Raw genomic sequence first — 21,468 nt, forward strand, 5'->3', positions numbered from 1 at the left:
AACGAGGCAGGAGTGCCGGTCTCATCGCGGCCGGGGAAGCAGCGGATTCCTGCGTGCCGCACGCCGCATGTCGGCAGGGAAGCGCGCCACCAGGCGGTCCGCCACGGCCTGCGGGTCGGGGGCGTCCCGGGACGTCACGTGGAGCGGCCGGGTGCCGGTGGACTCGGCGATCGCGTCGGACCGGCGCTTCTCGGCGATCCGCGCGCGATCTGGGTCGTGGTCCGGACCGAGCGCACCGGCCCGGTACTTCACGAGACCGTCGAACTCGGCGAGCACGCCGTGAGCCTCCCAGCCCAGGTCCACGCGGAAGTCTCCGATCGCCGTGCTCACCGGCACCTGCGTACGGGGACGCGGCAGGCCCGCCCAGTGCCCCACGTAGCGTAGCCACGACTCCCACGGGCTCTCGGCACCGGGGTCCGCCAGGTCGAGGACGAGGAGCGCCCGCCGCACCCCGCGCGAGCGCGCCAGGACGAGCTGCACGCTGCGGTCACGGTCGAGCCCCCGCGCCAGGGCGGCGTCGGCGACGACCAGGGCGTCGAGCGGGGGCAGCGTCGTCGCGCAGTCGGCCACGGTCCGTTCGAGGGTGGTGACCGGCAGACCGAGCACCTCGCCACCGTCGGACGGGCGCACCTCGACGAAGTGCCGGCGCACGTCCGCCGCCGCCCGGGACGACGCCCGATAGGTCTGCAGGAGATGGGTCTCGGACGGCAGCCGCCACAGCGGCAGCCCGTGCAGCATCGCCGCCGTCTGGTGGCTGAACCAGTGCGCCGTCCGGAGCTGGCGACCCAGGGCGCGCGCCCGGTCGACCTGGAGCCGGCGCGCGGCCGACCAGGTGTCGGGCCGACGGCTGCCGTCGTCAGGGACGACGCGGTAGGCACCCCGGCGGATCCGTTCGATCTCGCCGGCACGGCGCGCGGTGCGCAGCGCGGTCGGCAGGTGCTCACGGGCCACGAGGATCTCGGACGGCATGCTCACAGCCTGGCCCAGCGCCGCGAATCACGAGTCCGCTATCCACAGCCCCGATCGCGTTCGGCACCTTGAGTCACGTTCGGCAGTTGGAACTGCCGAACAAGGCACGAAGTGCCGAACAAGCGCGGCGCCCCCAGCACGCAGAAGGCCCCGGCCTGCTCGCTGAGCGAGCGGACCGGGGCCCTCAAATGATCGGACCGGCGTCAGCCGGCGACGACCTCGAGCTCGATCTTGGCCGACACCTCGGGGTGGAGGCGGATCGACACGGTGTGGACACCGGTCGACTTGATCGGCTGGCCGATCTCGATCTTGCGCTTGTCGACCGACGGGCCACCGGCGGACTGCACCGCGGCGGCGATGTCGGCCGTCGTGACCGCACCGAAGAGACGACCGGCGTCGCCGGCGTGCGCCTCGATGGTGTACGCCTTCGACTGGATCGAGGCCGCAGCGGCCTCGGCGTCCTCGCGCGTGGCGATCTCGCGGGACTTGCGAGCCTTGCGGATCGCGGAGACCTGGGTCTCGGCGCCCTTGGTCCACGGGGTGGCGAGCGAACGCGGGATGAGGAAGTTACGGGCGTACCCGTCCTTCACCTCGACGACGTCCCCGGGCTCACCGAGACCGGTGACCTCGTGGGTCAGGATCAGCTTTGCCATGATCTGGATCCTTTCCGGTCAGCGGGCCGACGACGAGTACGGCAGGAGAGCCATCTCGCGGGCGTTCTTGACGGCCTTGGCGATCTGGCGCTGCTCCTGGACGGAGACGCCGGTGACCCGGCGGGCGCGGATCTTGCCACGGTCGGAGATGAACTTGCGCAGCAGAGCGGTGTCCTTGTAGTCCACCGTCTCGACCTTCGCCGCCTTCAGCGGGTTGGCCTTCTTCTTCGGCTTGCGCACCACAGGCTTGGCCATGGTGAGTGCTCCTTACTCAGGATCGTCCCGGGCGGCGCGTACCGCCGGGACAAGGATTGATCTGGGGGTGAGCGGCGATCAGAACGGGGGCTCGTCCGAGAACCCGCCGCCGGACGACGCCGGGCCGGCCGTGGCCCAGGGGTCGTTCTGCTGCTGACCGCCGCCGGAGGAACCGAAACCGCCACCCTGGCCACCGCCGGGCTGGCCACCGGGGCCACCGGCGTTGCCGCCGTAGCCCCCGCCACCACCGAAGCCGCCGCCACCGGAGCGCTGGGCACGAGTGACCTTGGCCGAGGCGAACCTCAGGGCCGGGCCGATCTCGTCCACCTGCAGCTCGACGACGGTTCGCTTCTCGCCCTCGCGGGTCTCGTACGACCGCTGCGTCAGACGGCCCTGCGCGATGACGCGCATGCCCTTCGTCAGCGACTCGGCGACGTTCTCGGCGGCCTCACGCCAGATGGAGCAGCGCAGGAACAGCGCCTCCCCGTCCTTCCACTCGTTCGACTGCCTGTCGAACGTGCGCGGCGTGGACGCGATCGTGAAGTTGGCAACGGCAGCACCCGACGGGGTGAAGCGCAGCTCCGGGTCCGCAGTCAGGTTTCCGACGACCGTGATGACGGTCTCACCAGCCATGCCAAGCTCCTTCGTTCGTCCGCGAGATTCGGCTGTACTCGATGTCCAGGGAAGATCCCACCACGAGCCTCCCACAGGAGGACCGCACGGGACCGGGGGTGTCTCGGTTCAGCGGATTCAGCGAGCGGCGGGGCGCAGGATCTTGGTACGCAGCACGGCCTCGTTCAGGCCGAGCTGGCGGTCCAGCTCCTTCGCGGTGTCCGGCGTCGACGTGAAGTCGACGACGGCGTAGATGCCCTCGGCCCGCTTGTTGATCTCGTAGGCCATACGGCGACGGCCCCAGATGTCCACGTTGTCGACGGTGCCGCCGTCGGTCTTGACGACCGTGAGCAGCTTCTCGAGCGACGGGGCCACGGTGCGCTCCTCGACCTCCGGGTCCAGGATCACCATCAGTTCGTACTGACGCATGTGTTCAACCCACCTCCTCTGGTCTCAGCGGCCACGGTCTGTCCGTGGCAGGAGGGTTCTTGCGTGCGTCGGCCGCGCCTGTCGAAGGCACGGCCAGTCCACCAGGGTACCGTTCCGGGCACCTCGGCGGGAACCCGAGCCGGCGGGCCCGACGGTGTCGTCGGTCACCCGCCGGCTCGGTCGTCAGTCGTCAGCCTGCGGAGGCCCCGTCGACGGCGGTGGACCGGGCTCGTCCTCCTCGTCCGACGCCGTGGGCTCGGGCTCCGGCTCCTGCGTCTCCTCGGTGCCCCGCGACACGACGAGCGTCACCGTCGCGCCGGGTTCCACCTCGGCACCGGCACCCGGATCCGTCCCGATGACCTCGCCCCGTGGCCGGTCGCTGAACTCCTCCGCGACGGCCGACGAGAGCCCGACCCGTCGGAGCTGCTGCTCGGCCGCGGTGCGCGCCTGACCGGTCACGTTCGGCACGGCCACGGCCTCGGGCTCGGCGGACTGTCCTGTCGAGACCACCAGCGTGATCGTCGACCCGGTCGGGATCCGCCCACCGCCGTTGCGCACCTCGACCACGGTCCCCTTGGGGGACTCGTCGTCGATGGCGGCCGTCGACACCTTGAGGTCCATCCCCTGGAGCAGGGTCGTCGCCTGGGCGACGTCCATCCCGACGAGGTTGCCCGGCAGCTCGACCCACTCGACCTCCGGGGACTCCGACGGCGTGGGGCTCGGCGAGTAGGACGGTCGCGGCGGCGTGTACGGCGGGAACTCCTCGACCTCCTGGCCGTCGAGCGCCACCTGCATGAAGTCGGTCCAGGCCTCGGCCGGCCACGTGCTACCGGTGATCTCGTTGTACCCGCCGAACGTGTCGATCGGTTCGGAACCGCCGAGGACGCCCTCCTCGACGTCGACGTTCTTGTACTGGCGCAGGTTGACCACGGTGGCGAGCTGAGGGGTGAAGCCGGCGAACCAGGCCGTCACGTTGTCGTTCGACGTACCGGTCTTGCCGGCCACCGGGCGCCGGGTCCCGTCGGGTCCGGTGAGCTCCAGCGCGGCACGCCCCGAGCCTTGCTCGACCACCTGGGTCATCGCGTACGTGGCCGCAGTCATCACGTCCCGCTCGAACTGCTTCGCAGGGTTCGACTCCGGCTCCCAGCGCAGCGAACCGTCGCGGTGCTCCACACGGTCGACGACGTGCGGCTCGACGTGGTATCCCTCTGCGGCGATCGTCGCGTAGGCGGAGGCCAGGTCGATCGGGTACACCGCCGCGGTGCCGAGCACGTTGGCCGGTACAGCATCGATCTGGGTCTCCTCGCGGATCCCGAGACGGTGTGCGACGTCGACCGTCTTCTCCGGTCCCACCTCGATGTTGAGCGCGGCGTAAGCGGTGTTCACCGAGTTCGCGGTCGCCTTGACGAGGTCGATCTGTCCGTAGCTGTGCAGGCCGAAGTTCGTGGGCCACTCACGCGTCGGGTCCTCCGGGTCGAGGTGCCCGGGCGAGTTCCCGTCGAACGTCTCGGTGAGCTCGTGCCCGTTCTCGAGGGCACCGATGAGTGTGAAGGGCTTGAACGTCGAGCCGGCCTGCACGGTGTCGTCCGTCGCGGTGTTGAGCGACTGCTTGATGTAGTTCTTGCCGCCGTAGAGAGCGACGACGTCGCCGTTCGACGGGTCGATCGAGACGATGGAGGCGCGGACCTTCTTGCTGGCGTCGTCGGGCAGGTCCTTGACGATGTCGCGGGCCTCGCGCTGCAGCTTCGGCTTGATCGTGGTGTAGATCTGCAGACCCTTGGTCTCGATCTCCTCCTCGGTGAGGCCGTTGGCGAGGAGCTCCTCCTTGACGGCCTTCATGATGTAGCCCTTCTGGCCGCCGAGGCTGTTGGAGTTCTCCTCCTTCTCGACGAACTCGGGGAACTCGGCGGACTGCCGCTCCTCCTCGGTGATGTAGCCCTGGTCAGTCATGCGGTTGATGCTGCGTTCCCACCGCTTCTGCGTGACGTCGGGCTGCACGGAGGGGTCGTAGTTCACCGGCGAGGGGATGATGCCGGCCAGCATCGCCGACTCGGAGTACGTCAGGTCGGCGGCGTCCTTGCCGAAGTAGGCCTGCGCGGCCGCCTGGACGCCGTAGGCGCCGCGGCCGAAGTAGATCGTGTTGAGGTACCGGTCCAGCACCAGCTCCTTGGGCTGGTCGCGCGCGATCTTGAGGGCGATGATCGCCTCCTGCGCCTTGCCCAGGATGTCGGTGGTGCTCCCCAGGTAGTACCGCTCCACGTACTGCTGCGTGAGCGTGGAGCCGCCCTGCGTCCCGCCCGAGCTGGTCGCGTTGTTCCACAACGCGCGCGCCATGCCCTTCATGTCGACGCCGGGATCGGTCCAGAACGACTCGTTCTCGGAGGCGACGACGGCGTCGCCCACGTAGGAGGGCAGCGAGTCGTAGTCGACGATCTCACGCTTGATCGTCGAGTAGGAGCCGATCTCCTTGCCGTTGCCGTAGTAGACGGTGGTGGCCTGGTGGTTGACGTCGTCGAGGTTGTCCGGGATCTCGGTCGACGTCCAGGCAGCGAAGAACACGCCCGCCCCCAGGGCGAGGCAGCCCAGCATGCACCCCACGACGACACGCCACGAGGGCAGCCACCGCTGCACCGGGTTCTTACCCCGGCGGGGGTAGTTCCAGAAGCGACGCCTGCCCTTGCTCGCCACGTCCCTGCCTTTCGATAGCGGAGGTCCTCGGAGCCTTCCCGCCCCTACGGGCACGAGTGACCACAGGGAACACTAGGGGATCGACCTACGAGCCTGTCCAGGCTCGGCCCGGTCTGACGCGGTCCCTCGCCGACCGTCCCCATCCCCCTCCGGCGGGCTCCACGAGGCCTTCACATCTGCGTCCCCGACGGCGGACACGTGCGTCCCGTTGCTCGCACCGGCCGGTAGGTCCTATCCTCACGATGTATCGACTCGATACAACGAGTCAGCAGTCGGCCCCGGTGACGGGCCGGCACGTGCCGGACGACGCGGAGGAGGGCAGCAGGATGCGCAGTCGCTCGAACGTCCTCGAGACGGCCATCCTGGGGCTGCTCAGCTCCGCGCCGCTGCACGGCTACGAGCTGCGCAAGCGGCTCAACCTGCTCCTCGGGTCCTTCCGGGCCTTCTCCTACGGCACCCTCTACCCGGCGCTCAAGTCGCTGGTGACACGGGGGCTCATCGAGACGGTCGACCCGGACCCGACCACCGCCGTGCGGGCCACCGCCCGAGCCGGCGCGTCGAGCGCCACCGGCCGTCCGTCGTCGGGCACGAAGCCCCTGACCGGGCGTCGCGGGCGTATCGTGTACCGGCTCACTGCCGACGGCAAGGAGCACCTCCAGACCACTCTCGCCTCCTCCGGCCCCGCGGCCTGGGAGGACGAGAGCTTCGACGTCCGGTTCGCGCTGTTCGCGCAGACGGACGCCGAGACCCGCCTCCGCATCCTCGAGGGCCGGCGCACCCGGCTGACCGAACGGTTGGAGGCGGTCCGGGAGTCCGCAGCCCGGACCCGGGAACGGCTCGACGAGTACACGCTCGAGCTGCAACGGCACGGGCTGGAGCAGGTCGAGCGCGAGGTGCGCTGGCTCGACGGGCTCATCATGACCGAGCGCGACCGCGCGAGCAGCCGCGACAAGACCGTCGGGACGCACGACGTCCCGGCCCCGAGAAACAAGGAGCGAGGATGACCTCCGTCCGCGTTGCCATCGTCGGCGTCGGAAACTGTGCATCGTCCCTGGTCCAGGGTGTGCACTTCTACCGTGACGCCGACCCGTCAGACACCGTCCCGGGTCTCATGCACGTGCAGTTCGGTGACTACCACGTGCGCGACCTCGAGTTCGTGGCGGCGTTCGACGTCGACGCGAAGAAGGTCGGCTTCGACCTGGCCGAGGCGATCCACGCCTCGGAGAACAACACCATCAAGATCGCGGACGTGCCGCCCACGGGTGTCATGGTCCAGCGCGGCCCCACGCTCGACGGTCTCGGCGACTACTACGCCGCGACGATCGACGAGTCGGACGGCGAGCCGGTCGACGTCGTGCAGGCGCTCAAGGACGCTCGCGTCGACGTGCTCGTCTCCTACCTGCCGGTGGGCTCCGAGGAGGCCGACAAGTTCTACGCCCAGTGCGCCATCGACGCCGGCGTGGCGTTCGTCAACGCGCTCCCGGTGTTCATCGCCTCCGACCCCGAGTGGGCGAAGAAGTTCGAGGACGCCGGCATGCCGATCGTCGGCGACGACATCAAGTCGCAGGTCGGCGCGACGATCACGCACCGTGTGCTCGCCAAGCTGTTCGAGGACCGCGGCGTGGTGCTGGACCGTACGTACCAGCTCAACGTCGGCGGCAACATGGACTTCAAGAACATGCTGCAGCGCGACCGCCTGGAGTCCAAGAAGGTCTCCAAGACCCAGGCCGTGACCTCCAACCTCACCGGTGCGCTCGGTGGCAAGACCGAGGACCGCAACGTCCACATCGGGCCGTCGGACTACGTCGCGTGGCTCGACGACCGCAAGTGGGCGTACGTGCGCCTGGAGGGTCGCGCGTTCGGGGAGGCCCCGATCAGCCTCGAGTACAAGCTCGAGGTGTGGGACTCCCCCAACTCGGCGGGCATCATCATCGACGCCATCCGTGCCGCGAAGATCGCGAAGGACCGCGGCACCGGCGGCCCGATCCTGTCGGCGTCGACCTACTTCATGAAGTCCCCGCCCGTGCAGATGGAGGACACCGAGGGCCGTCGGCACCTGGAGGCCTTCATCCGCGGTGAGGTGGAGCGATAGTCCGGAGCGAGCTTGCGAGCGCAGGACGATCGCGACCATCCAGATGGAGCGATAGTCCGGAGCGAGCTTGCGAGCGTACGTTGCGCCGAGGTAGCGCACCCCAGCACGACGTAGCGCATCCGTGCCCGACGGCGGTACCTCCGCCGTCGGGCACGCTCGGCTTCCGAGGGCCGGAGCGCTACCTCGCCCACCCCAGCGCTACCTCGCCCACCCCAGCGCTACCTCGCCCACCCCAGCGCTACCTCGCCCACCCCAGCGCTACCTCGCGCACCTGAGCGCTACCTCGGCCGTCCGAGCGCTACCTCGCGCAGCCCAGCGCTACCTCGCGCACCTGAGCGCTACCTCGGCCGTCCGAGCGCTACCTCGCGCAGCCCAGCACTACGCCGACGTGAAAGGCTGCACGCGTGGGAGCCATCACCGAGACCGGGCGGGACCTGGCCGCCCTGCTGCGGCTGCCCGGGTTCCGACGACTCTTCGCCGTCCGTCTGGTCTCGCAGGCCGGCGACGGCATGTTCCAGGTCGGTCTGGCGTCGTTGCTGTTCTTCTCCCCGGAGCGCGCCGGCACGGCCGCGGGGGTCGCGGCGGCGTTCGCGGTCACGCTGGCCCCGTTCACGCTGGTCGGTCCGTTCGCGGGTGTCCTGCTGGACCGGTGTCGCCGGCGCCAGGTGCTCGCGGTCGGCAATGCCGTCCGGCTGGTCCTGACGGGCGCGATGGCGGCCGTGATGCTGGCCGGCGGTCTCGGGGGCGCGGGCGGGGCGTGGGTCGTGGTCCTCGGCCTGGCGGCCCTGAGCGTGAACCGCTTCCTGCTGGCGGCGCTCAGCGCGGGACTCCCCCGGGTGGTCGACGGGCCCCTCCTCCTCACGGCGAACTCGCTGACCCCGACGCTGGGCGCGGGTGCGGTGTTCCTCGGTGGCGGGGTGGGGTTCGTCCTCGGTCTCGGACTGCCGCCGGGGCGGATGCACGACGCGGCGGCGCTGGTGTGCGCGGCGGTCGTGTTCGGCGTCGCCGCGCTCCTGGCGTTGCGGCTGGGCCGTGACCAGCTCGGTCCGGAGCACCCGACCCGGGGGAAGCTGGGCGCCGAGCTGGTGGCGGTCGCATGGGGTCTGGTGGACGGTGCCCGCTACCTGGTCGCGCGGCGCACGCCGGGTCAGGGGCTGCTCGTCATGGCCGCGCACCGGTTCCTGTACGGGGTGGTGTTCATCGCGGCGATCCTCATCTCGCGCAACCTGCTCGCCGAGCCGGGTGACACGTCGGCCGGGCTGGCGAACTTCGCCCTGGTGATCGCGATGACGGGGGCCGGCGGTGCCGGCGCGGTACTGATCACGCCGGTGCTGTCGCGGCGCACGGGACCGCAGGGGTGGATCGTGTGCATGCTGCTGCTGGCCGCCGCGTCGCAGCTGCTGCTGGCGACGACGCCGACGCGCACGGTCGTCCTGGTGGGTGCGGGCCTGCTCGGGCTCGCCGCGCAGAGCGCCAAGATCGCCGTCGACACGATCGTGCAGCGTGACACGCACGACGACTACCGGGGTCGCGCCTTCGCGTTCTACGACGTGATGTACAACGCCGCGTTCGTCGGTGCCGCCGTGCTCGCGGCGTTCGCCGTGCCCGACGACGGATGGTCCCGCGGGCTGTTCGTCCTCCTCGCGCTGGCGTACGTGGGGGTGGCGGCGCTGATGTGGTTCTGCGGTGCGCGCACGCCGCGCGACGTCGCACCCGCCGCGCGACCACCTCGACCCGCACGGCCCGCACGGCCCTGACCTGCGGCGCTCCCTCCCGTGCGGGGTCACGCTGGACAGCCGCCGCCGCACACCGGATGATGAGCACTCACAGGAGGGTGCCGCGTCGTCGGCCAGGACCGGGGCGAGGGATGAACAGCATGGACGACCTGAGCTCGTCGACTCCCGAGGCGCTCCTCGACACGGCGGGAACCCTGCTGCCGACGGTCACGGACACCACGCGGGTGCCGACCGGCAGCGCCGTGCTCCTGATCGACACGGTGACCCAGCAGGTCGTGGACTCCAATCCCGTCGCCGCCCGGCTGGCGCGCGGCCTGGGGCTGCCGGTCTCCTTCGCCTCCTGGTGCACCGCGGCGGGTGTCGTCCCGCTGTCCGGCCGGGATACACCGGCCGCCGAGGCGGTCCTGGCGTCCTTGCGCGACGGTCACGGGATCGCGCTGCGCTCCACCCGCGAGGGCGACGACACCGTCTCGTGGGCGGTCGGCCTGCCGCTCACCGGCGCACCGGACCGTCTCGCGGGGCGTGCCCTCGTCGTGCTGCTGCCGGTCGGGGGCCTGCAGGAGGGTGCCGGGCCCGTCGCCCCGCCCGACGGTCTGCAGATGCGCGCCGCCGTCGCGAGCCACCTGAGCTTCACGATCTCCGACCCGTCGCTACCCGACGACCCGTTGATCTGGGTCAACCCAGCGTTCACGCGGGCGACCGGCTACGCCGCGGACGAGGTGATCGGGCGCAACTGCCGGTTCCTCCAGGGTGCGGGGACGGACCCCGCCTCGGCACGGCGCATCCGGTCGGCGCTCGAGGACGGCGAGGCGGTGGGCGAGACGCTGCTGAACTACCGCAAGGACGGCACGCCGTTCTGGAACCAGGTGGTGATCTCCCCGGTGCTTGACGAGGCCGGGGAGGTCACCCACCGCGTCGGCATCCAGACGGACGTCACCGACCGGGTGCACGACGACCGCCGACGCGCGCTCGAGCTGGACGTCGTCCAGCGGCAGAACGAGCGGCTGTCGCTGCTGGCGGGCATCACCCAGGCGCTCGTCAGCCTCTTCGACGAGGAGGCGGGCGCCGCGCTGCTGCCCGACCTCGTCGCTCCGCACTTCGGCAGCTGGTGCGCGGTCGTGGTGGTCGACGACCAGGACCGGCCGCGTCTCGTGCACGTCGCGGCCCGCGACGAGGCCCGCGCCGGGGACGTCGCACTGCTCGAACGATCCCAGCGGTGGGCGTTCGAGTCACCCGAGATCAGCGACATGCTCGCCGCGGACCGGAACACCGTCCCCGCCCCGTTCGCCGTCGACGTCGATGTCCTGCCGTCGCAGACGACGCCGGACGAGCTGGCCGCGCTCCGGCGACTCGGCCTGGGCTCGGCGATCGTCGTCCCGCTGCGTGGCCGGGACCGCGTCATCGGCGTGCTGGTCGTGGTCAGCACCGACGACGTCGACGCCTTCTCGTCCGACGACGTCCACGACATCGTCGCGCTCGGCGCGCGGTCCGGCCTGGCCCTGGACAACGCCCGCCTCTACCGCCGCGAGCACGACGCGGCCGTCACCCTCCAGCGCAGCATGCTGCCCGAGATCGTCGAGGCCCCCGGTCTTGACTGCGCGGCGCTGTACGTCCCGGCATCGACCAGCGCGGACGTGGGCGGTGACTGGTACGACGTCGTCCCGCTGCCGAGCGGCCAGGTCGCCGTGTCGGTGGGTGACGTCGTCGGCCACGACATCCGCGCGGCGGCATCGATGGGGCAGCTCCGCTCCGTGCTGAGGTCCGAGGCGTGGTCCGGCCGGTCGCCGTCCGAGGTGGTCACCGGGATGGACGACCTGGTACGCGGGCTCGGCATGGCCGACATGGCCACGTGCGTCTTCGCCCTCCTCGACCCGCCGGACAAGGAGGGGACGCGCCAGGTCACGTACACGCGGGCCGGCCACCCGGCACCGCTCCTCCTGCGTCGCGACGGCAGCGTCGAGCTCCTCGACGGCGCGCTCTCGACGCCGGTCGGCGCACCGACGATCGGTGAGGAGCTCCCCGAGGCCGTGGCCCGCCTGCGGGCGGGCGACTCCCTGCTGCTCTTCACCGACGGTCTGGTGGAGCGGCGCGACCGCTCGCTGCGCCTCCAGCTCGCGGACCTGCACCGCCGCGCGGGCGAGATCGAGACGGGCATGGACGCCGTCGGTGTCCGCGACGCGATCGTCGAGGGCTGCGCCGACGGCGACACCGAGGACGACACCTGCATTCTCGTGGTGCGCAACGTCCCCGAGGCCGAGGCCGGAGACGTGTCGGCGAGCCCCGCGACGACCGACCGATGAGTCCGTCGCGGAAAACAGGTCGCATCCCCTGGCGGAATATCGCAACCTGGTGACGCCTTGATCTGACGGGTCCGTCCGTGCGCAGCGTCGCCCGCGGTCGCTACATTCGACGAACCGGAGGGGACGCATGTCTGCACGCACCACCGAGGCTCCGCCCGGTCCGAGCTCAGCCGCCGCCGAGCGGCTTCCCCGCGAGCACGTCCGGGTCATCGCGCTGCTGCTGGTGTCCGCGTTCGTCGTGATCCTCAACGAGACCACGATGGGCGTGGCGCTGCCCTCGGTCATGGACGAGTTCGACATCACGGAGTCCTCGGGGCAGTGGCTGACCACCGGGTTCCTGCTCACGATGGCCGTCGTGATCCCGGCCACCGGATGGCTGCTGCAGCGGCTCGGCACCCGCGGCGCGTTCATCCTGGCAATGTCCCTGTTCACCACGGGCACGTTCCTCGCGGCGATCGCCCCGGTCTTCGGGCTGCTCGTCGCCGCGCGGGTGGTGCAGGCCTCCGGCACCGCGATCATGATGCCGCTGCTGATGACGACGGTGATGAGCACGGTGCCGCCGCACCGTCGTGGCCGTGTGATGGGCAACGTCTCGCTGGTGATCGCCGTCGCCCCGGCGCTCGGTCCCACCGTCTCGGGCGGCATCGTGACGGCGTTCGGCTGGCGCGAGGTCTTCTGGGTGGTCCTCCCGATCGCCGCCGTGGCGCTGCTCCTCGGTGCGCTGCTGGTCCGCGACGTCGCCGACCGGGCCCAGACCCGCCTCGACCCGCTGTCCCTGCTGCTCGCGGCCGGCGCGTTCGGCGGGCTCGTCTACGGGCTGTCCGCGCTGGGTGAGGCGGCGCAGCACGCCATGCCGGTCTCCCCGGCGGTGCCGCTGGTCGGCGGCGCCGCGGTCCTGGCCCTCTTCGTGTGGCGGCAGCTCGTGCTGCAGCGGACCGACGCGGCGCTGCTGGACCTGCGGGTCTTCCGTGCCCGGGGCTTCGGCGTGGGCCTGTCGGTGATGGCGGTCAGCATGATCGCGATGTTCGGCATGATCATCGGCCTGCCGCTCGTGCTGCAGGAGGCGATGGGCCTCGACGCCCTGACCAGCGGTCTGCTCATGCTGCCGGGCGGGCTGCTGATGGGTCTGCTCGGACCGGTCGTCGGCCGCCTCTACGACCGGGTCGGTCCCCGGCCGCTCGCGGTCCCCGGCGTGACAGCCGTCGGCGTCGCGATGCTGCTGTTCGCGAACCTGTCGCCGACGTCGCCGATGTGGTGGGTGGTGCTGGGCCACCTCGTCCTCAGCCTGGGCCTGGCGTTCATCTTCACCCCGACGTTCACGTCGGCCCTGGCCGGGCTCAAGCCGTCCCTGTACTCGCACGGCTCCGCCGCGATCACGACGGTCCAGCAGCTCGCGGGGGCGGCCGGCACGGCGCTGTTCGTCGCGCTGCTGACCCTGCGCAAGGTGTCGTTGCTTGACGAGGGCACCACGGAGGCCGAGGCCACCGCCGGCGGTGCGCAGCTCGCCTTCACGGTGGCGGCCGTCGTCGTCGTCGGGGCGCTCGTGCTGGCCACGCGGCTGCGGAAGTCGGACGCCCCGGCCGAGGTCGCCGCGCACTGACGACCGGGAGGCCCGCTCAGCCCTGGCGGGCCTCCCACCACGAGGTGAGCTCCGCCGTCGCGCGCTCCTTGCCGAGCGGTCCGTGCTCCATGCGCAGCGCGAGCAGGTGCTGGTAGGCGGCACCGACGTCACGGCCCGGCGGGATGCCGAGGATCGCCATGATCTGCGTCCCGTCCAGGTCGGGCCGGATGGAGTCGATCTCCTCCTGCTCGCGCAGCCGGGCGATCCGTTCCTCGAGGTCGGTGTAAGCGTCGGCGAGCCGCTTGGCCTTGCGACGGTTGCGGGTCGTGCAGTCGGCCCGGGTCAGCCGGTGCAGGCGCTCCAGCAGGGGCCCGGCGTCGGTGACGTAGCGACGCACCGCGGAGTCGCTCCAGGCGCCGTCGCCGTACCCGTGGAACCGCAGGTGCAGCTCGACGAGGCGGGCGACGTCCTTGACGACCTGCTTCTCGAACTTCAGCGCCCGCAGCCGCTTGGCGACCATCTTGGCCCCGACCACCTCGTGGTGGTGGAAGCTGACCCCGCCGCCGGGCTCGAACCGGCGGGTGGGCGGCTTGCCCACGTCGTGCAGGAGCGCCGCCAGGCGCAGCACGAGGTCGGGTGCCGGGACCGCACCGTCGGGCCCGGTCTCCTGGGCGATGGCCTGGTCGAGCACGATGAGCGAGTGCTCGTAGACGTCCTTGTGCCGGTGGTGCTCGTCGATCTCGAGGCGCAGCGCGGGCAGCTCGGGCAGCACGTGGTCTGCCATCCCGGTGTCGACCAGCACCTCGAGCCCGGCGCGGGGGTCCGGGGCGCACAGCAGCTTGGACAGCTCGGCCTGGACCCGCTCCGCCGAGACGATGTCGAGCCGCGGCGCCATGTCCACGATCGCCGCACGGGTGGCCGGCTCGACGACGAACCCGAGCTGGGCGGCGAACCGTGCGGCGCGCAGCATGCGCAGCGGGTCGTCGTCGAAGGACCGCTCGGGGACGATCGGCGTGCGCAGGACCTGCGCGGCGAGGTCGGTGAGCCCGCCGAAGGGGTCGACGAACGTCAGGTCGGGCAGCCGGACGGCCATGGCGTTGACGGTGAGGTCGCGACGGGACAGGTCGCCGTCGAGCGAGTCGCCGAACGCGACGACCGGCTTGCGCGAGGTGGGGTCGTACTCGTCGGTGCGGTACGTCGTCACCTCGACGACGACGTCCCCGGCGCCGTCGGGGCCGCTCGCGGACCGGCGCGCGCCGATGGTGCCGAACTCCTTGCCGATGTCCCAGTGCGCGTCGCCCCAGCGCGCGAGGAGGCGCTGCGTCTCGTCCGGGGACGCCGACGTCGCGAAGTCGAGGTCGGCGCTCGCGCGGCCCAGGAACGCGTCCCGCACCGGGCCTCCCACGAGGGCCAGCTCGTGCCCGGCGGCGGCGAAGGTCTCGCCGAGCTCCAGGGCCGCGGGGGCCATCCGGGTGAGCACGTCCAGGGCCTGGCTCAGCAGCTGGGCGGGGGCGGGATTCGCAGGGGTCGACACGACGTCCCATCCTCCCAGATCGTCGCCGCTTCCGCGTCGACGGGGTGCCGGCCGGTCACAGGCGTACGATTTGCCCTGATTATGACCAGTGTGACCGAGGAGGTGCTGCAGCGGGTGGGACGTCCGGGTGCCCCGACGAACTCGGTAGGGTATGGCCATGTCTTCTGCGGCACCGGCGCCAGGCGCTCCCGACGGGCGTCCGCCCGTGCCGGTGCCCGTCCCGCCCGGCGGACACCCCCTGCGGGTCGACCCTGCCCGCGTGCATGGCAGCCAGGTACCGTCCGGCTCCGGGTCCTCCCCGGCTGGTCATCTGCCCGTGGTGGACGAGACCTCCGCGGGCGGTCTCGTCGTGGACCGGCACTCCTCGGGTCACCGTGCCGCCGTGATCCTGCGCCGCAACCGCGGGGGACGGCTCGAGATGTGCCTGCCGAAGGGTCACCTCGAGGGCGTCGAGACACCGGAGGAGGCTGCGGTCCGCGAGATCCGGGAGGAGACCGGCATCGTCGGGACCATCCGCGGCGAGCTCGGCATGATCGACTACTGGTTCAGCGGGGAGGACCGCCGCGTCCACAAGGTGGTCCACCACTTCCTGCTGCGCTCCGAGGGCGGCGTGATCTCCGCGGCCGGGGACCCCGACGGTGAGGCCGAGGACGCCTGCTGGGTGCTCCTCGCCGAGCTCCCGGAGCGGCTCGCCTACCCGAACGAGCAGCGTCTCGCCGTGGCGGCGATCCAGGCGCTCACCCACCGACCCGACCTCGTCGAGTGAGGGCCACCGCGTGATCGTCCCCCGTGCTGCGGCGGCACTGCCCCGCGCCCTCGCCGTGGTCGTGTGCGCGCTGCTGGTGTGCGCCACCCTCGTGACGGCGCCGTCCCTGCACGGACGGGCGGTCGCCGCGGAGGACGACGGCGTCACGGCGGAGATCGTGGACATGACGCCCGCGGTGGTGGGGCCGGACGACACGCAGGACGTGACGGTCCGCGTCACCAACGACTCCGGGGAACGGCTCACGGGCGTGCGCGCCGACCTGGGCGTCGGCTGGCGCGAGGTCTCGACGCGCGCCACCGTGACGACCTGGGCGGACGACGACTCGTCGCGCACCGCGGCACGCCAGCTCAGCCTTCCCGTGGACGACGTCCCGGACGGCGAGTCGGTGGAGGTGACGTTCGAGCTGAGGATCTCCACGCTCCAGCTCGGCGACGACGCGGCGTGGGGGCCGCGTCAGCTCTCGGTGGAGGTGATGGACGACGGCGGCACGATCGACGTGCTGCACTCGTTCCTGATGTACGACCCCGACGGCGGGACGGGACGGGCTGGCCGGAGCGCCCCGGCCCCCGTGTCTCTCGCGGTGGTCGCCCCGGTGACCGGACCGGCCCTGGACCCGGCCGACCCTGAGTTGTACAACGCCGCCCTTTTCGACAGTACAGAGGAGGGCGGGGCCGCCGACCGGCTGCTCACGGCGGCCGGCGACGCCGGCCTCTCGCTCGCCGTCGACCCGGCGATGGTCGCGACGGCGGCCACCTCCGGCGACGCCGAGCTCGCGTCCTGGGCCGCACGACTCGAACGGCCCGGGGCCGCCGACGTCGTCACCCTCCCCCCGTACGACACCGACCTGGGCGCACTGGCTCACGCCGGCGTCCAACCCAGCGGCCTGCGGGCGGCGACCGAGTCCGCGGGGCTGCTGCCCGGCTCCTGGTCCGTGCCGTCCACGTGGGGCGTCCCGATCTCCTGGCCCCAGGGCACCGCCGACCTCGAGACCCTGGCCGCCGCTCGCTCGACCGGCGCGCAGCAGGTCCTGGTCACCGACGGCCTGGAGCCCGCCGTGGGGGTCGCGGCGTCCGCCGTCGACACCGTGGCGACCGCCGCCGGCGACGTGCCTGTCGTCGTCGCCGACGCCTCGCTGGGCGGCGCCCTCGCGGCGAGCACGTCCCCTGACCGCACGACCACGACGGCGGCGGCCACCCAGCGGCTGCTCGCCGACACGGCGGTGCTCGCCACCACGGCGGCCGAGTCCGGCACGCGGGTCTCCGCCGTCGCGGCGATGCCGCGCGGCTGGTCCCCGGACGTCGAGACCTACGCGGCCGTCACCTCCGCCCTCGCCGACCAGGAGTGGGTGGACACCGTGCCGTTCACCGCGGTGCTCGACGAGGAACCGGCCGGTGCGCCGCGCGCCGCGCTCGAGGAGCGCGTGGTCGACGACGCCGAGCTGCGGCCCGGCGTCGTGCGGAGCCTGGTCGACACGCTCGACGACCTCATGGCCTTCGCCACGGTCGCCACCGACCCCGCCGAGCTGACGGCCGCCGTCGACCGGGACCTCGTCGCCCCGCTCGCGGTGGCCTACCGCGACGACCCGGACGCCCGCGGGGCCGCGGCAGCGCTCGCCGCGGAGAACGCCGACCAGCTCCTCTCCGGGATCCGGGTGATCGGCCGCGCCGACGTGCTGCTCATCAGCGACACCGGGAACCTGCCGGTCCGCGTCCGCAACGACCTGCCCACCGACGCGACCGTGACGGTGACCCTGAAGCCCGACGACCCGCGCCTCATCGTCGAGACGTCACCGACCGTCGTCGTCCCTGCCGGGGAGTCGCGCGACGCCGAGGTACGGGTGCGCGCCATCGGCTCGGGCGACGTCGACCTGGAGGTGCAGGTCCTCGCGCCGAGCGGGGCACCGGTCACCGCGCCCACCGAGTTCGCCGTCCAGGTCCGCGCCGGCTGGGAGACCGTCGGGACCTCGGTGATGGCCGTCGCGGTGGGTCTGCTGTTCGTCGCGGGTATCTGGCGTACCGTCCGACGGGGCCGCTCCGACAGCCGCACCACCGCCGAGGACGCGGAGAGCGCCATCACGCAGGAGACGCCCGCCCACCGACCGACACCGCCCACACCGGAGGATCCCGAGGCATGACCGCCGACCACCCCGAGCCCGGGGTCCGTAAGGCCAGCCTGGGTCGCGGGTCGCTCGCCATGTCCCTGGGCACGACGGCGTCACGCGCGTCGGGACTGGTGCGCACGATGCTGCTGGTGGCGTGCGTCGGCACCGTCGGCACCGCGGCCAACGCGTTCGACATCGCCAACAAGCTGCCGAACATGCTGTTCGCCCTCATCTCGGCCGGGTTCCTCCAGGCCGTCCTGGTGCCGCAGATCATGAAGTCGATGCAGGCGCCGAACGCCCGGGAGCGGCTCGACAAGCTGCTGACCATCTCGGGTCTGGGCCTGCTCTCCGGGACGATCGTCCTCGTCGCGGCGGCCCCCGCCGTCGTGCACGTCATGACCCTCAGCGACAGCTGGACGCCCGAGGCCCGCCAGCTCGCCGTCGTCTTCGCCTACTGGTGCCTGCCGCAGCTCTTCTTCTACGGGCTCTACACCCTGCTCGGTCAGGTGCTCAGCGCCCACGGGAGGTTCGCGGCGTACGGATGGGCGCCCGTCGCCAACAACGTGGTCTCCCTGATCGGGTTCGGTGCGTTCCTGCTGCTCTTCGGTGACGCGCCCGCCGAGGGGATCACCGACGTCGGGGGGTGGACCACCCTGCAGACCGTCCTGCTGGCCGGTACCGCCACCCTCGGCATCGCCGCCCAGGCGCTCATCCTGGTTCCCGCGCTGCGCCGGGCCGGGTTCCGCTGGGGCTTCCGGCTCGGCCTACGCGGCATCGGCCTGCGGTCGGCGGGCAAGGTCGTCGGATGGACGGTCGGCGCCGTCCTCCTCGAGCAGCTCGGCGTGATCTACCTGACCAACGTCGTCGGTGCCGCCGGACAGTCGGGCGTAGCCGCCGGCGAGGTGGCCGCCGGCAACGCCGCGTACACCAACGCGATGACGATCTACCTGCTGCCGCACTCGATCGTGGTGGTCTCCATCGTCACGGTGCTGTTCCCCCGGATGAGCGCGGCAGTCACCGCCGGCGACCTCCCCGGTGTGCGGCGCGACATGTCCCTCGGTCTGCGCTCGGCCGGCGTGTTCTCGGTGTTCTCCGCGACGGCGCTCGTCGTGCTCGCCTTCCCCCTGACCAAGGCGTTGCTCCCGTCGGCCTCGGAGGTCCAGGTCGAGGCGGTGGCGCCCGTGCTGCGGGCGATGGCGGTCGGTGCCATCGCCCTCGGGGCCACCGTGCTGGTGCGCCGCATGTACTTCGCCTTCGAGGACGGCCGCAGCGTGTTCGTCATCCAGATCATCGCGACGGTCTCCCTGGTGGTCGCCCTGTGGGCCGCCACCGTGACGCTCCCCGTCACGGCCTGGGCGATCGCCGCCGGCGGTGCGTTCGCCCTGTCGACGTGGGTCTCGCTCCTCCTGCGCGTGCGCGGCATGAGCCGCAAGCTGCACGGCATGGACGGGCACCGCGTGCTGCGCCTGTACGTCCGCGCCGCCCTGTCCGCCGTCGTCGCCGGTGCCCTCGGCTGGCTCGTCGTCCACCTCATGGACGGGACCTCGTCGTCGACGTGGCCGTACGCCGTCCTCGTGACCGCGGCGGCCGGCGCCACGATGGCCGTCGTGTACCTCGGGCTGCTGAAGCTGCTGCGCGTGCGCGAGCTCGACGACGCGCTCGCCCCGATCCTGCGGCGCGTCGGCAGGAGCGGCGGATGACGGTCGCGGACCTCTACCATGGTCCGATGGAACGGACCACCGGCTCGTCGGGCCGGAGCCCACTCCCCCACCACACCCCCACGGAGGCGTCCAGGTGAGCACCGTCCAGCCCGGGACCGTCATGGTCGATCGCTATCGGCTCACCCGGCCTGCCAGCACGGACCTGGCGTCGGCGGAAGCATGGGAGGCCCACGACCAGATCCTCGACCGGCCGGTCCGCGTCACCTTCGTCGACGGCCCCCAGGCTGCCTCGGCACTCGACGCCGCGCGCCGCGCCGCGCTCGTCGCGGACGCCCGCCTGTGCCGCGTGCTCGACGTCGGGTCCGCCGACCTGGGTGCCAGCGAACGCGCCTACGTCATCACCGAGCCGTTCGCCGGCGAGACCCTCACGGAGATCGTCTCGCGCGGGCTCGTCGACGCCCAGCAGGCCCGCGCCCTCATGGGCGAGGCGGCGACCGCCCTCGAGACCGCCCGGCAGCGGGGCGTGCACCACTGCGCACTGCGTCCCGACGCCGTCCGCGTCGACGGGCACCGGGTCGTCGTCACGGGTCTCGGCATCGACGCCGGCCTCGCCGGGATCGAGCCGTCCGACGCCGACGCCGCGGCCTCGGACGCTCGCGGCCTGGTGGCGCTCGGCTACTACGCTCTCACCGCTCGGTGGGCTGCCGACAGCCTCGAGGTGCCGTGGATCGCTCCCGACGCGGTCCGCCCCCTCTCGGCCCGCACCGGCCCGGACGGTGCCGTCGCCCCGGTCTCGGAGCTCGTGCCGCACGTCGACCAGGAGATCGACGACCTGGTCCGCCGCACCTTCTCCGACGCGGGCGAGGCTCCCGCCGACCCGGCAGAGGTCGTCGCCGCCCTGGAACCATGGGGGCAGGTGTCCGTCGTGGCCGCTCTGCCCCAGTTCGTCCAGCCTCCGCCGGAACGTCCCGTCAGGTCGTCGGTGCTGGGCGCCGGCAGCCCGGCCGGGTCCGGCTCGCGCCCCGGTACCCCTCCCCCGGCACCACCGGTGCGTCGGCCGTCCACCGGACGCATCGCCCGTGCCGGCGCCTTCGGTGCCGCCGGGGGTGCGGCGGCGGGTGCTGCCTACGGGCAGCAGACCGCCCACGGTGCGGTCCCCCCGCCTCCCGGCCCCGCCGCGCCCTACGGTCAGACGGCCGCCTACGGCCAGCCGCCGGTCCCGGCGCAGCCCCCGGGCCCGCCCCCCGGGCAGCCTGGGCAGCCCGCGGCCGACGGATACTCCCCGAACGGCGCGTACGGCCAGGCACCGCCCGCCGGTCCCGGCGTCCCCCCGTCGGAGGCGAGCCCGAGCACCGGAGGCTTTGCCTCCACGGCCGCCCCGAAGAAGCGTGGCGTCAACCCCACACCGATCGTCCTGGGCGTGCTGCTGGTCGGTGTCGTGCTCGCGGCCATCTGGGCGATGACGCAGGCCTTCACCCCGATCAGCACCGAACCCCCGCCCGAGGCCCAGACGTCCCAGGAGGCGACCGAGGGCTCCGGGGAGGAGGATTCCGGCACGGAGGGCGACACCGCGGATCCCGAGCCCACCGAGGCCGAGGAGCCCGAGGTACGGCCGATCATCGAGTCGGGCGAGCAGCTCGACCCCTTCGGTGGCGAAGAAGGTGAACATCCCGAGGCGGTCGAGCTCGCCTACGACGCCGACCCGTCGACGTTCTGGTTCACGTTGACCTACCACAACAACCCCGCCTGGGGTGGGTTCAAGGAGGGCGCCGGCTACGGCGTCGAGCTCCGGGATCCTGCCCCCGTCTCCCAGGTCGACCTGAGCACCAACGGCGAGGGCGGGGCCTGGCAGCTCCGCTCGACCAGCCTCGACGACCCGACCGGCGGGGACCTGCTCGGTGAGGGCTCCTTCTCGGAGGAGACCACGATCGAGCTGGACGAGCCCGTGGTCGTGGACTCGCTCGTGCTGTGGATCACCGAGCTCCCGGGCACCGACGAGGCGGACCGCTACCGCCTCGAGCTCAACGAGATCACGCTGTCCTGACCCTGGAACATTGCCGAGACCGGTGATGTTGACGCCAGATGCCGGTCCGCACCGGCCATGAATCGAG

Annotated in this window: 16 protein-coding genes; 9 read left to right on the plus strand and 7 right to left on the minus strand. The window is 72.2% G+C overall.

What is annotated here, in order from left to right; translation table 11 throughout:
* Window positions 1–21: 21 nt before the first annotated feature.
* The 6 genes from AC3RJ8_RS17970 to AC3RJ8_RS17995 form a co-directional block, all read right to left on the minus strand.
* Entirely contained in the window at window positions 22–969 is a 948-nt protein-coding gene (locus AC3RJ8_RS17970; RefSeq protein WP_489713913.1) for a hypothetical protein, read from the minus strand.
* Window positions 970–1,172: 203 nt separating this feature from the next.
* Window positions 1,173–1,622, minus strand: coding sequence for a 50S ribosomal protein L9 (gene rplI, locus AC3RJ8_RS17975; protein WP_489713914.1), 450 nt, complete (start codon window positions 1,620–1,622; stop codon window positions 1,173–1,175).
* Window positions 1,623–1,640: 18 nt separating this feature from the next.
* Window positions 1,641–1,877 (minus strand): 30S ribosomal protein S18, encoded by a 237-nt coding sequence (rpsR, locus tag AC3RJ8_RS17980; protein ID WP_106265817.1) that lies wholly within the window; start codon window positions 1,875–1,877, stop codon window positions 1,641–1,643.
* Between the two features lie 78 nt (window positions 1,878–1,955).
* Window positions 1,956–2,510 carry a single-stranded DNA-binding protein gene (locus AC3RJ8_RS17985; RefSeq protein ID WP_407319905.1) on the minus strand — a complete coding sequence of 185 codons (555 nt, stop codon included), beginning with the start codon at window positions 2,508–2,510 and terminating at the stop codon, window positions 1,956–1,958.
* Window positions 2,511–2,627: 117 nt separating this feature from the next.
* A complete protein-coding gene (rpsF, locus tag AC3RJ8_RS17990) occupies window positions 2,628–2,918 on the minus strand; it encodes a 30S ribosomal protein S6 (RefSeq protein ID WP_407319906.1) in 291 nt (96 codons plus the stop codon).
* Window positions 2,919–3,101: 183 nt separating this feature from the next.
* Window positions 3,102–5,606, minus strand: coding sequence for a transglycosylase domain-containing protein (locus AC3RJ8_RS17995; RefSeq protein WP_489713915.1), 2,505 nt, complete (start codon window positions 5,604–5,606; stop codon window positions 3,102–3,104).
* Window positions 5,607–5,932: 326 nt separating this feature from the next.
* Here AC3RJ8_RS17995 and AC3RJ8_RS18000 point away from each other — a divergent pair, with 326 nt between their 5' ends.
* The 5 genes from AC3RJ8_RS18000 to AC3RJ8_RS18020 all read left to right on the plus strand — a co-directional run bounded on the left by AC3RJ8_RS18000 (window position 5,933) and on the right by AC3RJ8_RS18020 (window position 13,334).
* Entirely contained in the window at window positions 5,933–6,610 is a 678-nt protein-coding gene (locus tag AC3RJ8_RS18000; protein WP_489713916.1) for a PadR family transcriptional regulator, read from the plus strand.
* A complete protein-coding gene (locus tag AC3RJ8_RS18005) occupies window positions 6,607–7,698 on the plus strand; it encodes an inositol-3-phosphate synthase (RefSeq protein WP_489713917.1) in 1,092 nt (363 codons plus the stop codon). Before AC3RJ8_RS18000 ends, AC3RJ8_RS18005 begins: the two co-directional genes overlap by 4 nt.
* A 404-nt stretch (window positions 7,699–8,102) precedes the next feature.
* Window positions 8,103–9,455 carry an MFS transporter gene (locus tag AC3RJ8_RS18010; protein WP_489713918.1) on the plus strand — a complete coding sequence of 451 codons (1,353 nt, stop codon included), beginning with the start codon at window positions 8,103–8,105 and terminating at the stop codon, window positions 9,453–9,455.
* A 119-nt stretch (window positions 9,456–9,574) separates the two neighbouring features.
* Window positions 9,575–11,734, plus strand: a complete 2,160-nt coding sequence (locus AC3RJ8_RS18015; RefSeq protein ID WP_489713919.1) for a SpoIIE family protein phosphatase — start codon at window positions 9,575–9,577, stop codon at window positions 11,732–11,734.
* Window positions 11,735–11,861: 127 nt separating this feature from the next.
* Window positions 11,862–13,334, plus strand: coding sequence for an MDR family MFS transporter (locus AC3RJ8_RS18020; protein WP_489713920.1), 1,473 nt, complete (start codon window positions 11,862–11,864; stop codon window positions 13,332–13,334).
* A gap of 16 nt (window positions 13,335–13,350) precedes the next feature.
* Here AC3RJ8_RS18020 and AC3RJ8_RS18025 read toward each other — a convergent pair whose 3' ends face one another.
* Window positions 13,351–14,829, minus strand: a complete 1,479-nt coding sequence (locus AC3RJ8_RS18025; protein WP_489713921.1) for a CCA tRNA nucleotidyltransferase — start codon at window positions 14,827–14,829, stop codon at window positions 13,351–13,353.
* A gap of 157 nt (window positions 14,830–14,986) precedes the next feature.
* Here AC3RJ8_RS18025 and AC3RJ8_RS18030 point away from each other — a divergent pair, with 157 nt between their 5' ends.
* The 4 genes from AC3RJ8_RS18030 to AC3RJ8_RS18045 all read left to right on the plus strand — a co-directional run bounded on the left by AC3RJ8_RS18030 (window position 14,987) and on the right by AC3RJ8_RS18045 (window position 21,401).
* On the plus strand, window positions 14,987–15,595 hold the full coding sequence (locus AC3RJ8_RS18030; RefSeq protein ID WP_489713922.1) for an NUDIX hydrolase: 609 nt from the start codon (window positions 14,987–14,989) through the stop codon (window positions 15,593–15,595).
* A gap of 10 nt (window positions 15,596–15,605) precedes the next feature.
* The gene (locus AC3RJ8_RS18035; protein WP_489713923.1) at window positions 15,606–17,729 is read left to right on the plus strand and encodes a DUF6049 family protein; all 2,124 of its coding nucleotides are present in this window, start codon (window positions 15,606–15,608) and stop codon (window positions 17,727–17,729) included.
* Entirely contained in the window at window positions 17,726–19,396 is a 1,671-nt protein-coding gene (gene murJ, locus AC3RJ8_RS18040; protein ID WP_489713924.1) for a murein biosynthesis integral membrane protein MurJ, read from the plus strand. Before AC3RJ8_RS18035 ends, murJ begins: the two co-directional genes overlap by 4 nt.
* Before the next feature lie 94 nt (window positions 19,397–19,490).
* A complete protein-coding gene (locus tag AC3RJ8_RS18045) occupies window positions 19,491–21,401 on the plus strand; it encodes a protein kinase family protein (protein ID WP_489713925.1) in 1,911 nt (636 codons plus the stop codon).
* The last annotated feature ends 67 nt before the right edge of the window (window positions 21,402–21,468 follow it).

It is taken from the genome of Isoptericola sp. MSGPD8_1_ISO-PGPR-S23-394 (assembly GCF_058072785.1).

Bases quoted from the DNA above. Each gene is read 5' to 3' on its own strand.
- AC3RJ8_RS17970 (WP_489713913.1), bottom strand. From the start codon at position 969: ATGCCGTCCGAGATCCTCGTGGCCCGTGAGCACCTGCCGACCGCGCTG.
- rplI (WP_489713914.1), bottom strand. From the start codon at position 1,622: ATGGCAAAGCTGATCCTGACCCACGAGGTCACCGGTCTCGGTGAGCCC.
- rpsR (WP_106265817.1), bottom strand. From the start codon at position 1,877: ATGGCCAAGCCTGTGGTGCGCAAGCCGAAGAAGAAGGCCAACCCGCTG.
- AC3RJ8_RS17985 (WP_407319905.1), bottom strand. From the start codon at position 2,510: ATGGCTGGTGAGACCGTCATCACGGTCGTCGGAAACCTGACTGCGGAC.
- rpsF (WP_407319906.1), bottom strand. From the start codon at position 2,918: ATGCGTCAGTACGAACTGATGGTGATCCTGGACCCGGAGGTCGAGGAG.
- AC3RJ8_RS18000 (WP_489713916.1), top strand. From the start codon at position 5,933: ATGCGCAGTCGCTCGAACGTCCTCGAGACGGCCATCCTGGGGCTGCTC.
- AC3RJ8_RS18005 (WP_489713917.1), top strand. From the start codon at position 6,607: ATGACCTCCGTCCGCGTTGCCATCGTCGGCGTCGGAAACTGTGCATCG.
- AC3RJ8_RS18015 (WP_489713919.1), top strand. From the start codon at position 9,575: ATGGACGACCTGAGCTCGTCGACTCCCGAGGCGCTCCTCGACACGGCG.
- AC3RJ8_RS18020 (WP_489713920.1), top strand. From the start codon at position 11,862: ATGTCTGCACGCACCACCGAGGCTCCGCCCGGTCCGAGCTCAGCCGCC.
- AC3RJ8_RS18030 (WP_489713922.1), top strand. From the start codon at position 14,987: ATGTCTTCTGCGGCACCGGCGCCAGGCGCTCCCGACGGGCGTCCGCCC.
- murJ (WP_489713924.1), top strand. From the start codon at position 17,726: ATGACCGCCGACCACCCCGAGCCCGGGGTCCGTAAGGCCAGCCTGGGT.